Raw genomic sequence first — 12,401 nt, 5'->3', positions numbered from 1 at the left:
TTACGCGTTTCTAAGTCAGGACAGAAAGATAATCGTCGCAGCTTGAGCAAGCGTGGCGACTCAGAAGCGCGTCGTCTTTTGCACAACGCAGCAATGGCGGCCAGCCGAACGGCTGCATGGAAGGAGTTTTATCAAGCACAACGGGCGCGGGGTTATAGCACCACTCAGGTACTGGTAATGCTGGCCCGTAAGCTTGCTCGAGTGGTATTTGCATTGCTGAAAGGACAAAGCGAATACCAACCAAAGGTTGGTTGAGGGTTGCCCCTCAACCATAGAATCTCCCACATTTGGACCGTGCCCGCTTCTGATTTTGCTGTTGCTGTTGCTGTTGCTGTTGCCGTTGCCGTTGTCGTTGCACTTGCTGTTGCTTCACCACACTCAAGCCGGCCGGTAGGCCGCTGTGCTATTGCTTTTGATCTGGCTTTTGATCTTAGGCGCCCCGTTAACCACGATGGCCGCAAGCAGGCACGGTGGAGCGGGTAAATCGGCAAGGATGCCGATTTAGCCGCGATGGGCCAGGGATGGCCCATCGCGGCGGCCCGCGGAAGCGTGCCGGAGTGCGGGCATGCCGAGCCTAGGCGAGGCACCGAGTGGTGGGGCAAGAGCCCTTTTGGTTACTTTTGGGGCTCTTTTCCAAAAGTGACCCGCTGTAAGAGCGGAACCCTAAGTCGCCGTTACCTAAATAACGGATATGTACACACCCCAACCCAACCCAACCCCAAAAAAAAAGCCCCATCACACCGGACGGGGCTTTCACATTCCAACTCAATCGCAGTGCTTAGAAAACCACACCCTGACTACGCAGGTAATCGTCATAAGTACCGCTGAAGTCGATCACCCCACTTGGGCTCAGCTCAATAATCCGGGTCGCCAGGGACGATACGAACTCACGGTCATGGCTGACGAAGATCAGCGTGCCCGGGTAGTTCTCCAGCGCCAGGTTCAGCGCCTCGATGGATTCCATGTCCAAGTGGTTGGTCGGTTCGTCCATGATCAGCACGTTCGGCTTTTGCAGGATCAGCTTGCCGAACAACATGCGGCCTTGCTCACCACCGGAAATCACCTTTACGGACTTCAGGATCTCGTCGTTGGAGAACAGCATGCGGCCCAGGGTGCCGCGAATCACTTGTTCGCCTTGAGTCCATTGGCCCATCCAGTCGAACAGGCTCATGTCGTCTTCGAAGTCGTGGGCGTGGTCCTGGGCGTAGTAGCCCAGCTCGGCCGCGTCGGTCCATTTCACCGTACCGGCATCCGGGGTCAGTTCGTTGACCAGGGTGCGCAGCAGAGTGGTCTTGCCGATACCGTTCGGGCCGATGATCGCCACGCGCTCGCCGGCTTCAACCTGGAAGCTGAAGTCTTTGAACAGAGGCTTGCCGTCGAAACCCTTGGCCATTTTTTCGACCATGACCGCCTGACGGTGCAGCTTCTTGGTCTGTTCAAAGCGGATGAACGGGCTGACGCGGCTGGAAGGCTTGACCTCGGCCAACTGGATCTTGTCGATCGCCTTGGCGCGGGAGGTGGCTTGCTTGGCTTTCGAGGCGTTGGCCGAGAAGCGGCTGACGAACGATTGCAGCTCGGAAATCTGGGCTTTCTTCTTGGCGTTGTCCGACAGCAATTGCTCGCGGGACTGGGTCGCCACGGTCATGTATTCGTCGTAGTTGCCCGGGAACAGACGCAGCTCGCCGTAGTCCAGGTCGGCCATGTGGGTGCAGACGCTGTTCAGGAAGTGACGGTCGTGAGAGATGATGATCATCAGGCTGTTACGCTGGGTCAGGATGTTTTCCAGCCAGCGAATGGTGTTGATGTCCAGGTGGTTGGTCGGTTCGTCGAGCAACAGTACTTCCGGATCGGAAAACAGTGCCTGGGCCAGCAACACACGCAGTTTCCAGCCTGGGGAGACTTCGCTCATCGGACCGAAATGCTGTTCCAGGGGGATGCCCAGGCCCAGCAGCAGCTCGCCGGCGCGGGACTCGGCGGTGTAGCCGTCCATTTCGGCGAATTCGGTTTCCAGCTCGGCGACGGCCATGCCGTCTTCTTCGCTCATTTCCGGCAGCGAATAGATGCGGTCGCGCTCGGCCTTGACCTTCCACAGCTCTTCGTGACCCATGATCACGGTGTCGAGTACGGTGAATTCTTCGTAGGCGAACTGGTCCTGGCGCAGTTTACCCAGGCGCACGTTCGGCTCCAGCATGACCTGGCCGCCCGACGGGTCGAGGTCGCCACCGAGGATTTTCATGAAGGTCGACTTGCCGCAACCGTTGGCACCGATCAGGCCATAACGGTTGCCTGCGCCGAACTTGACCGAAACGTTCTCAAATAGCGGCTTGGCGCCGAACTGCATGGTGATGTTAGCTGTGGAGATCAATTACTTTACCTATCAATAGCTTGGAGTGCGCTAATTTGGCCGGGCCCATTTTGTGGCCCAGGCTAACGGGCATACGTCAGCAGCGACATCAAGGCTTGAGGCCCAGTCGCTGAGCAGAAAAATGGGGTGCATGTTGGAATTTGGCGCGCATTGTCGCATATGTCAGGCGGGAGTTGTATGGCGGTTCAAGGATGGATTCACCCGAGTCTCCGGCATCGCCACCCATAACAGCACCAATGCGACGGCGGCCACACCCGCCAGGGTCAGGAAAGCCGCGTTGTATCCGGCCCATTGCACGACAAAACCCGCCAGGCTGCTGCTCAGCGCTGCCCCCAGGCCGAATGCCGTGGACAGCGCGCCCAGGCTCACATTGAAGCGCCCGGTGCCCAGGGTGAGGTCTTTGACGATGACCGGAAACAGCGCGCCAAACACCCCGGCGCCGACGCCGTCGAGCATCTGCACCGCGACCAGCCAGTAGGGATCATTCGACAGCGTATACAGCACGCCCCGCAGCGGCAGGATCATGAAGCCGGCAAGCAACAGCGGCTTGCGTCCCCACACGTCGGCCTTCACGCCCACCAGCCAGGCCACCGGCACCATCACCAACTGAGCCGCGACAATGCAGGCCGAGGTCAGCGGCGTGGCCATTTGCAGGTTGATCTGCGACAGCTTCTGGCTGACCAGCGGCAACATCGCCGCATTGGCCAGGTGAAACAAAGCGCAGCAGATGGCGAACAGCAGTAAAGGTTTGTTCGCCAGAAGCACGGCCATCCCCGACGGCTGTTCGTGTTCCGCGCTGTGTGCAGGGTCGAAGCCCCGCGCGACCTCGTGGTCGATCGCCTCGGCTGACACGCAACTGACGGCGATCACGCTGGCCACCGCCATGACCGCCATCAGATAAAACACGGCCACCGGACCAAACAGGTAGGCGAACCCGCCGGCGAGGAGGGCCGCTACCGCGTTACCGGCGTGGTTAAAGGTTTCATTGCGACCCGTGCGGCAGGTGAAGGCGCGCGGCCCGGTGATGCCCAGGGATATCGCCGAGATGGCCGGTGCGAACACCGAGGCCGCGGCTGCGCTGGCCGCCTGGGTCAGCGCCACCAGGCTGAAGGAACTGACGAAGGGCAGCAGCAGGCAACTGGCAGTCACCAACAGCGCTGCAATGACGATCACCGCCCGTTTGCTGCGGGTTCGGTCAATCAATGCGCCTGCCGGGGTCTGGGTCAGCAGTGCCGCGATGCCGGCGAGGGTCATCACCACGCCGATACTGGCGGGGTCCCAGTGATGCACGGCCAGCAGATAAATCGCCAGGTACGGCCCCAATCCGTCACGGACATCCGCCAGGAAAAAGTTCAGGCTGTCCAGGGACAGGGTGTTGCGCAGGTCGGAGCGAGTGGCCACGGCAGGGTCTTCATGGACGGGGTCGGTAGCGATAGTGACCTCGGGCATGAACGGATAGTTTCCGGCCCCGGCGTCGTGCCTGCGCGGCTGCACAAGCACAAACATTTACAAAGTGGAGCCAATTGCATCGAAAAATAGCGCGGAAAGGCGTTTTTTCAGGGAAATTTATGGTTAACAGTTGAACATCCCATAAGCCTGGCTTATTTTCCGTCCGTTCGCCCTACAGTGAAGGCTCTTTACCGGTTCAGGGATGGCGAGGCTTTTGTTGTAGGGCGAACCTCTTTTTGTCGCAATGACTCGAACGTTTTGGAGACGCAATGGACATGGTGTCGGCCCAAGAGGCCATTTCCAGCAACAAGGACGCCTGGAACGAATCCGCCAGGCTGCATAAAAACACCGCCCACTGGAAAGCCTTGCTAGAGGACGTGGCCAAGCCCAGCTTCTCGCGGCTGGACCCAACCTTGACCGCATTGCTGCTCAAGGTCGGCGTGGAGGGCAAGGACGTGGTGCAACTGGGCTGCAACAACGGGCGGGAAAGCCTGTCGTTGTTCGGGCTGGGTGCACGCACGGTGGTGGGGATCGATCAGTCGGAAGCCTTTCTGCAACAAGCCCGCGAGTTGGCCGAGGCTTCGCCGTACGAGGCTGAATTCATCGAGGCCGACATTCACCATTTGCCCCGTGGCTTGACCGCGCGCTTCGATGTTGCCTTGATCACCATCGGCGTACTGAACTGGATGCCGGACATTACGCTGTTCATGGCCCATGTCGCCAGCATCCTGAAGCCGGGCGGCAGCCTGGTGATTTACGAAACTCACCCGTTCCTGGAAGTGTTCGACCCGACGGCGCCCAACCCGATGCTGCCGGTGAGTTCGTACTTTCAGCGCGAGCCTTTCGTGCAACAGGAGGCCATCGTCTACGAGGGCGATACCGAAGCTGTTGCGGCGGCCTCCTACTGGTTTGTGCACACATTGGGGTCGATCGTCAGCGGCGCCATCGCCGCCGGGTTGCAGATCAGCCATCTGCAAGAGTTCGCGCATTCCAATCGCGAGGAACTCTACGACCAGTATGAACACCAGCCCGCGCAACTGCCGTTGTGCTACACCCTGACCGCCATCAAACGCCCGGCCTGACTGGCTGCCGGGCAGGCAAAAAAAAGCCCGCGAGGAGGGCGGGCCAAGGTGTTCACTGGAGTAGGTAGCCTTCACCCTATAGGTCGATAAGTGAAGGCCATGTGAAAACCATGTCGCAAGAACGGATGGCCGGCGTGGTCGGCCTCTGCGCGCCGCAGCGCCGGGGTAACGCCCCCGCAAGCACACTCAATGGACACCTTTTCACAATTCTTGATTAACCTTTGGTTACAAAGTGTGGCTAAAATAGCTGCCAATGGCCATGACCGGATTGTCACCCAGCCCGTCGTGCCGCCTGTTTGTGAATTGTGATTTCAGGTGCTGCATCTTCAATCCTCGGCCGTCGTGGGCACGCAGGAGCAGCCTGTTCTCTTCTGACTTGTGACGAATACCTTGAAACTCATCATTGTTGCTCTCTACGTTCTCTCCATTGCGTATGTTCACCTGCGTGGCCGGGTGCGACACAAGCTGGGCCGCCAGCTCAGCGATCACTCGACCTTCCTGGCTCCGGTGAACTGCTTTCTCTACCTCTTCTCCAAACTGCCCAGCCGACCGTACCTGTCCCCCAGCGACTTTCCTGACCTGAGCCCGCTCCAGGAGCATTGGGAAGAGATCCGCCAGGAGGGCCAGAACCTGCTGCGCGCAGGCGAGATCAAACGCTCCGAGCAATACAACGACGTGGGTTTCAACTCGTTCTTCAAGTCGGGCTGGAAGCGTTTCTATTTGAAATGGTACGGCGACAGCCATCCTTCGGCGATGAAGCTGTGCCCGCGCACCACGGAGCTGGTGCAAAGCATTGGTTCGATCAAGGCCGCGATGTTTGCCGAGCTGCCACCGGGCTCCAAACTGGTACGCCATCGTGACCCGTACGCCGGTTCCTACCGCTACCACCTGGGCCTCGACACCCCGAACGACCCGGGCTGCTACATCAACGTGGATGGTGAAAACTACTACTGGCGCGATGGTGAGCCGGTGATGTTTGACGAGACGTTTATCCACTACGCCGAAAACACCACGGATCAGAACCGGATCATTCTGTTCTGCGATATCGAGCGCCCGATGAAGTACCGCTGGGCGGCAGCCTTCAACCGCTGGTTCAGCCGTAACGTGATGGCGGCAGCCGGGTCGCCCAACGATGCCGGTGACAAGACCGGTGGCCTGAACCGCGCGTTTACCCGCCTGTACAAGATTCGCCTGCGGGGCAAGGAGCTGAAGAAGCGCAACCGCACCCGTTACTACCTGGAAAAGTGGGCGATCTTCGCCGGTTTGGCGTTGATCTTCATCCTGATCTGAATCGGGCCGCGGAGCGCATCAGCCTGGCGGGTGCGCTCCCAACTTGTCCCACATTTTCTTACTGATCTTCTGCCGGTTGGCATAACCCGCCCACGGGTCCTTCTTCAAACCCTGCAAGCGTTCATGCAGATTCGCCACCGTCCACTGCTGGGCGCCGTGCAACCCCTTCAACTCATCGCGACTCACCGGTACCGACACCGGCAGGCCCGGCCGTGCGCGCACCGAGTAGGCCGCGACCGTGCTGGCGCCCCGGGCGTTGCGCAGGTAGTCGATAAAGATCTTGCCGACGCGGTTTTTCGGGCCTGAGGTGGCGGTGAAACGCTCCGGCAGTTGCTCCGTCATGAACTGGGCGATCGCCTTGGCGAAGGCTTTTACCGTGTCCCAGTCATCCCGGCGTGCCAGCGGCACCACCAGGTGCAGGCCTTTGCCACCACTGGTCTTGACGAACGCCTCCAGCCCCAACTCATCCAGCACCGACAAGGTCAGTTGCGCGGCCTCCACCATGCTTTTCCACGGCAGCGCCGGGTCCGGGTCAAGGTCGAGCACAAACAGGTCGGGGGTTTCGATCTTGTCAGCAGTGGCGCCCCAGGTATGTAACTCCACGGTGCCCATTTGCACCGCACCGACCAGTGCGGCAGGGCTGTCGATTTCCATCAGCCGTGCATGGCCCGGGTCCAGGGCCTGATCCAATTGCTTGATATTCGGGATCGCCAGGCGCTCGGAATGCTTCTGGAAAAACTGCTCGCCCGCGATACCTTCCGGCGCCCTCAGCAAGGACACGGGGCGGTGGCGTAAAAAGGGCAGGATCCACGTTCTGATGCCCTCGTAGAACTGCGCCAACTGAAGTTTTTGGGTGCCGCTTTGAACGTCGATGACCCGGTCGGGATGGGTAACCCTGACGCCCGCCACGGCGCCGGTTTCAGCGGTCTTTTTGCGGGGTTTTTCCTTCAGCGACTTGGCCGCCCGCGGCTGCTCGTGAACGATCTGCTCCGCCGGCTTGTCGCTGCGCAGCCCGACAAATGCTGCCTGGCGCACCACGCCTTCGCGGGTCCATTCGGCAAATTGCACTTCGCCCACCAACTGCGGTTCCACCCAATGCACGCCGCGCGCCTGGGCACTGGTCAGCGGTTTGGCCAGCGGTGAAGCCTCGCGCTCCAGCGCCTTCAGCTGTGCGCTGATCTTTTTCAGCGTGGCTTGATCAAAGCCCGTTCCCACGCGCCCGGCATACACCAGGCCGGTGTCGTCATTGACGGCCAGCAACAGCGCGCCAAACCCGCTGCGTGAGCCCTGCGGGCGAGTGAAGCCGATGATCACGAACTCTTGGCGCAGCCGGCACTTGAGCTTGATCCAGTCCGGGCTGCGCTTGGAGAGGTAAGGGCTGCCGGCCCGTTTTCCGATCACGCCCTCCAGGGCCAGGTCACAGGCGCTTTCGAAGATGTCCCGGTGGTGGGCGGCAAAGGATTCGGAGAAACGCAGCAGCTTGCTTCTGCTGCGGCTCAGCACGTCCTTCAACGCGGCACGCCGGGTTTCAACGCCAGCTTCCCGCTGGTCACGGCCTTCCAGAAACGGCGCATCAAACAGGTAATAGACGATGTCCAGGCTGCGGCCGATATCAAAGGCGTTCTGCAGCGCCTGGAAGTCCGGCAAACCCTCGGCGTTCAGGCTGACGACCTCGCCGTCGAGCCAGCTGTCCTTGAGTTTCAGGGCCTCCAGGGCCTTGGCCTGGCGCGGCAGGCGATCGGTCCAGTTATGGCCATTGCGGGTGAACAGCCGCACCTCCCCCCCTTGAATGCGCGCGAGGATCCGGTAGCCGTCGAACTTGATCTCGTACACCCAGTCGCCGTCCGGCGCACGGTCCACCAGTGTCGCCAACTGTGGCGCGAACTGGTCGGGCAGGGCGGTTGACGTTTTGCGGGTGGTTTTTTTCTTTGGCGCTGCCGGCTTTTTCGCACGCCCCACGGTCGCATCGCTCAGCACGCTTTTCGGTTCGGCCTGGACCACGTCGTAGTCAGCCACCGGGCGCGCCTGCTGGTCGTTTTCCTTGATCAGCAGCCATTGTTCCTTGTCGCCGCTGCCCTTGAGGCGGGTACGCACCAGCGTCCAGTCGCCCGCGAGCTTTTCGCCGATCAGGGTGAATTTAAGCTTGCCTGCCGCGTAGGCTTGGCGCGGATCGTCGTGAGGCTGCCACACGCCGCGATCCCACACGATCACATCGCCGGCACCGTATTGGCCGGCCGGAATGCTGCCCTCGAAACTGCCGTAGCCCAACGGGTGGTCTTCCACGTGCACCGCGAGGCGCTTCTGGCTCGGGTCGAGGCTCGGGCCCTTGGGCACCGCCCAGCTTTTGAGCACGCCATCGAGTTCCAGGCGAAAGTCATAATGCAGGTTGCGCGCGTCGTGCTTCTGAATCACAAACGACAGGGCCTGCGCCCGGTTCCGGCCGCGTGGCGCGCTGCCGGCAGGTTCGGCGGTTACATCAAAGTCGCGCTTGGCGTTGTATTCACTCAGGGGCTTGGCCATGGCGGTCTACCTCATGAAGCCTTGCGGGTTTTTTTCGCGGCCGGTTTCTTCGCCGGGCTCTTGCCGGCCAGGCTGCGTTTGAGCAGTTCCGTCAAATCAATCACGTCGGCAGATTTGCGCTCATCCACGCCCTCGCTGGACTCCACGTCTTCGATCTTGCCGGCCTTGGCCTTCTTCGCCACCAACGCCATGATCTTGTCCTGAAAGCTGTCGCGGTATTCGTCAGGCTGCCAGTCGGCGCTCATGTCTTCCACCAGGCGCTTGGCCATGTCCAGCTCGCCCTTGGCCAGGGTTGGCTTGGTCACATCGCTGCCCAGTTCCAGCTCGTCCAGGCCGCGCACTTCGGCGGGCCAGCGCAGCATCACCAGTACCAGGGCCGACTCCAGTGGCATCAACGCTGCCAGGTGCTGCTTGGTGTGCAGCACCACGTTGGCCAGGGCGACCTTGCGGGTTTTCTTCAGGGTTTCGCGCAACAGCGCGTAGACCTTGCCGCCGCGCTTGTCGGGTGCCAGGAAGTAGGGCGTGTCGATGTTCTGCAGCGGGATTTGATCGCTGGCTACAAACGCGATGATTTCGATGGTCTGGGTGGACTTGGGGTGGGCCGAGCGGATTTCGTCTTCGCTGAGGATCACGTAGCGGCCTTTCTCGTAGGCCACGCCCTTGACGATGTTGTCCTTGGTGACCTCTTTGCCGGTGGCCTTGTTGACGCGCTTGTAACCCACCGGGTCCATGCTGCGCTTGTCCAGCCAGTCGAAGTCGACGCCCTGGGAGGACGTTGCCGAGACCAGCGACACCGGGATGTGCACCAAGCCGAAACTGATTGCGCCTTTCCAGATAGCCCGTGGCATGTCGGTATTCCTGAAAGTGTGGGGGTCTTCAGGTGACACGGTGGATTCGGCAAAAGTTTCCCCGGCCAGCCGGCTGGCAGCGGTGTTTCAGACAGATCGTGTTACACCTGATGAGAAACTATTTAGTTACCAAAGCCGAACCCAAGGCGTAGCGTGTTATCGAAAGCACGTACTCCTCGCGCCCAGAGAGGCTTTGTCATGAACACCCGTTTGTTTAACCTTGCCGTGTTGGCGTTGGGCCTGGCCTTGAGCTCGCTGGCACAGGCGCAAAACCTGCCCGGCAGGAGCAATAACCCCTACAACGGCCCTATCCATCAGGCCAACCCCAACAGCATGCAGGGCACCCAGCCCAACGCGCCGGCTGCGCGGGGCACCTTTATCCCGCCGGCCCAACGGCCGCCCACCCTGCAAAACGGCGGCATCGGCAACAGTGTCCAGCGCCGCGACGGCGCGCAGACCCCACCGGCCATCCAGCCCAAAGCCCCCACGCGCGACGCCAATGGCAATCGCGGCGATTGAGTGTGTAAAGACGACAAGGAAACCCACCGTATGTTTCTACGCAAAACCCTTCTAGCGACCTTCTGCGCCGCTGCCTTGCTGCCCCTGGCGCTGCCCGTTTCGGCGGCCGATACCCAACAGTTCCCCAGCGAGCAGGGGAGTATCACGGTCACCCCGGTTGCCAAGGGCCTGGATCACCCGTGGGCGGTGGCGTTCCTGCCGGACAAACAAGGCTTCCTGGTCACCGAACGCCCCGGCAACCTGCGCTTCGTCAGCCCGGACGGCAAACTGTCCGCGCCGTTGAGTGGCGTGCCGAAGGTGTTTGCCAAGGGGCAGGGCGGCCTGCTCGACGTGGTGCTGTCGCCCGACTTCAAGGAGGACCGCCTGGTCTACCTGTCTTACGCCGAAGGCGGCGGCAAGAACGGCACGGCCGGCACGGCAGTCGGGCGCGGGCGCTTGAGCGACGACCTCACTGGCCTGCAAGACTTCAAGGTAATCCTGCGCCAGGAGCCCAAGCTGTCCACGGGCAATCACTTCGGTTCGCGGCTGGTGTTTGACCGCGACGGCTACCTGTTCGTGACCTTGGGGGAGAACAACGATCGCCCCACCGCCCAGGACCTCGACAAGCTGCAAGGCAAGGTGGTGCGGATCTTCCCTGACGGCCGTGTGCCGGAAGACAACCCCTTTGTGGGTCAGGAAGGCGTGCGACCGGAAATCTGGTCCTATGGCCAGCGCAACCCCCAGGGCGCGGCACTGAACCCGTGGAGCGGCACGCTGTGGGAAAACGAACACGGTCCGCGTGGCGGGGATGAAATCAACATCATCGAGCGCGGGAAAAACTACGGCTGGCCATTGGCAACCCATGGCATCAACTATTCCCTGACACCGATTCCCGAAGCCAAGGGCAAGACGGCCGAAGGCACCGTTCCACCGCACCATGTATGGGAAAAGTCCCCGGGTGTGAGTGGCATGGCGTTCTACGATGCCGACCGGTTCAAGGCCTGGCAGCACAACGTGTTTATTGGCGCACTGGTCAGCCAGGAGCTGATTCGTTTGCAGTTCGACGGTGACAAGGTCATCCACGAAGAGCGCCTGCTGGGCGGCTTGAAAGCGCGCATCCGTGATGTGCGCCAGGGGCCGGACGGCTACCTGTATGTACTGACGGATGAAGACAAGGGTGTGTTGTATCGGGTGGGGTTGAATCAGGATTGAGTCATCAGCCGCAAGCTTGAAGCTTGAAGCTTCAAGCTTGCGGCTTACCGTTTAGAGCCCCAGCTGCGACAACCCCGGGTGCTCATCCGGACGCCGGCCCAGCGGCCAGTGGAACTTGCGCTCGCTTTCCTTGATCGGCAGGTCGTTGATGCAGGCAAACCGGTTCGCCATCAAGCCATTCTCATCAAACTCCCAGTTCTCGTTGCCGTAGGAGCGGAACCAGTTGCCGGAGTCGTCGTGCCATTCATAGGCATAGCGCACCGCAATGCGGTTGCCGGTAAACGCCCACAGTTCCTTGATCAACCGGTAATCCAGTTCCTTGGCCCATTTACGGGTCAGGAAGCCCTTGGCTTCTTCGCGGTTGTGGGCGAACTCGGCACGGTTGCGCCATTGGGTATCCAGGGTATACGCCAGGGACACCCGTTGCGGGTCACGGGAGTTCCAGCCGTCTTCGGCCAGGCGAACCTTTTCAATCGCCGATTCGCGGGTGAACGGCGGCAACGGCGGGCGTATTTCAGGGGTGGAGGACATGGGACGGCTCCTGGGCAGGTTCAAATGAATGTTGGGTCAAAGTGCCAATAAGGTTCGCGCCATGGATTGCGCATTATCGGCAGCGGTTGTGTCGCCCATCACCAGGGCAACGGTAATGGCGCCATCAATCAGGATCAGCAGGTGCGCGGCCTGGCGTTCCGGGTCGGGGGTGCCATGTGCTTGACACAGTTCGAGGGCGTACTCGAACAGTTTCTGTTTGTGGGCCTTGGCCAGCAGGCGCACCGGGTCTTGCGGGTCGCCGGTTTCGCCGCTGGTGTTGATGAAGGCGCAACCGCGAAAGTCGTCGGAACCGAACCAGGTCTTCAGCGCACTGAACACGCCCAGCAGGCGCTCTCCCGTGGTGGCGTGGCGTTCCACTTCGCTGCGCAGCCAGTGCATCCAGCGCTCGTCACGGCGCTGCAAGGCGGCGATCACCAGTTCGTCCTTATTGGCAAAATAGCGGTAGACGCTCTTTCTGGAGACGCCGGCGGTTTTCACCAGAAGATCCATGCCGGTGGCAGCGATGCCGTTTCGGTAGATCAACTTTTCGGTAACGTCGAGAATAATGTCGCGAGTAATATCGTTCATGTGAACTACAGTAGAACG

At 60.8% G+C, this 12,401-nt stretch carries 11 protein-coding genes; 5 read left to right on the top strand and 6 right to left on the bottom strand.

Going from position 1 to position 12,401, the window contains the following annotated elements; all coding sequences use genetic code 11:
* On the top strand, positions 1 to 255 hold a 255-nt coding region (locus tag P3C29_RS19595; protein WP_275965246.1), incomplete at its 5' end, for a transposase.
* 523 nt (positions 256 to 778) lie between these two features.
* Here P3C29_RS19595 and P3C29_RS19590 read toward each other — a convergent pair.
* Both P3C29_RS19590 and P3C29_RS19585 read right to left on the bottom strand, forming a co-directional pair.
* Positions 779 to 2,365, bottom strand: a complete 1,587-nt coding sequence (locus P3C29_RS19590; protein ID WP_010169561.1) for an ABC-F family ATPase — start codon at positions 2,363 to 2,365, stop codon at positions 779 to 781.
* 162 nt (positions 2,366 to 2,527) lie between these two features.
* A complete protein-coding gene (locus tag P3C29_RS19585) occupies positions 2,528 to 3,766 on the bottom strand; it encodes an MFS transporter (protein WP_201126168.1) in 1,239 nt (412 codons plus the stop codon).
* A 317-nt stretch (positions 3,767 to 4,083) separates the two neighbouring features.
* Here P3C29_RS19585 and P3C29_RS19580 point away from each other — a divergent pair, with 317 nt between their 5' ends.
* Both P3C29_RS19580 and lpxO read left to right on the top strand, forming a co-directional pair.
* Positions 4,084 to 4,896 (top strand): class I SAM-dependent methyltransferase, encoded by an 813-nt coding sequence (locus tag P3C29_RS19580; RefSeq protein WP_201123858.1) that lies wholly within the window; start codon positions 4,084 to 4,086, stop codon positions 4,894 to 4,896.
* Between the two features lie 390 nt (positions 4,897 to 5,286).
* Positions 5,287 to 6,186, top strand: coding sequence for a lipid A hydroxylase LpxO (lpxO, locus tag P3C29_RS19575; RefSeq protein WP_201123867.1), 900 nt, complete (start codon positions 5,287 to 5,289; stop codon positions 6,184 to 6,186).
* A gap of 18 nt (positions 6,187 to 6,204) precedes the next feature.
* Here lpxO and ligD read toward each other — a convergent pair whose 3' ends face one another.
* The gene (ligD, locus tag P3C29_RS19570; RefSeq protein WP_275965245.1) at positions 6,205 to 8,706 is read right to left on the bottom strand and encodes a DNA ligase D; all 2,502 of its coding nucleotides are present in this window, start codon (positions 8,704 to 8,706) and stop codon (positions 6,205 to 6,207) included.
* 11 nt (positions 8,707 to 8,717) lie between these two features.
* Positions 8,718 to 9,554 (bottom strand): Ku protein, encoded by an 837-nt coding sequence (locus P3C29_RS19565; RefSeq protein WP_010169546.1) that lies wholly within the window; start codon positions 9,552 to 9,554, stop codon positions 8,718 to 8,720.
* A 198-nt stretch (positions 9,555 to 9,752) separates the two neighbouring features.
* On the opposite strand from P3C29_RS19565, the gene P3C29_RS19560 reads away from it, so the two are divergent.
* Entirely contained in the window at positions 9,753 to 10,073 is a 321-nt protein-coding gene (locus tag P3C29_RS19560) for a hypothetical protein (RefSeq protein ID WP_201123869.1), read from the top strand.
* A gap of 30 nt (positions 10,074 to 10,103) precedes the next feature.
* Positions 10,104 to 11,264: a PQQ-dependent sugar dehydrogenase gene (locus P3C29_RS19555; protein ID WP_201123871.1), complete on the top strand. Its 1,161-nt coding sequence runs from the start codon at positions 10,104 to 10,106 to the stop codon at positions 11,262 to 11,264.
* Positions 11,265 to 11,315: 51 nt separating this feature from the next.
* Here P3C29_RS19555 and P3C29_RS19550 read toward each other — a convergent pair whose 3' ends face one another.
* On the bottom strand, positions 11,316 to 11,795 hold the full coding sequence (locus P3C29_RS19550) for a nuclear transport factor 2 family protein (protein ID WP_010169540.1): 480 nt from the start codon (positions 11,793 to 11,795) through the stop codon (positions 11,316 to 11,318).
* Positions 11,796 to 11,831: 36 nt separating this feature from the next.
* A complete protein-coding gene (locus tag P3C29_RS19545; RefSeq protein ID WP_201123875.1) occupies positions 11,832 to 12,383 on the bottom strand; it encodes a TetR/AcrR family transcriptional regulator in 552 nt (183 codons plus the stop codon).
* Between the last annotated feature and the right edge of the window lie 18 nt (positions 12,384 to 12,401).

It is taken from the genome of Pseudomonas sp. 1912-s, assembly GCF_029269205.1.
Lineage (GTDB): Bacteria > Pseudomonadota > Gammaproteobacteria > Pseudomonadales > Pseudomonadaceae > Aquipseudomonas.
This window is presented reverse-complemented; position numbering and strand designations above follow the sequence as displayed.

Coding starts and splice junctions, on each gene's coding strand:
- P3C29_RS19580 (WP_201123858.1), top strand. CDS start 4,084: ATGGACATGGTGTCGGCCCAAGAGGCCATTTCCAGCAACAAGGACGCC.
- ligD (WP_275965245.1), bottom strand. CDS start 8,706: ATGGCCAAGCCCCTGAGTGAATACAACGCCAAGCGCGACTTTGATGTA.
- P3C29_RS19565 (WP_010169546.1), bottom strand. CDS start 9,554: ATGCCACGGGCTATCTGGAAAGGCGCAATCAGTTTCGGCTTGGTGCAC.
- P3C29_RS19560 (WP_201123869.1), top strand. CDS start 9,753: ATGAACACCCGTTTGTTTAACCTTGCCGTGTTGGCGTTGGGCCTGGCC.
- P3C29_RS19555 (WP_201123871.1), top strand. CDS start 10,104: ATGTTTCTACGCAAAACCCTTCTAGCGACCTTCTGCGCCGCTGCCTTG.
- P3C29_RS19550 (WP_010169540.1), bottom strand. CDS start 11,795: ATGTCCTCCACCCCTGAAATACGCCCGCCGTTGCCGCCGTTCACCCGC.
- P3C29_RS19545 (WP_201123875.1), bottom strand. CDS start 12,383: ATGAACGATATTACTCGCGACATTATTCTCGACGTTACCGAAAAGTTG.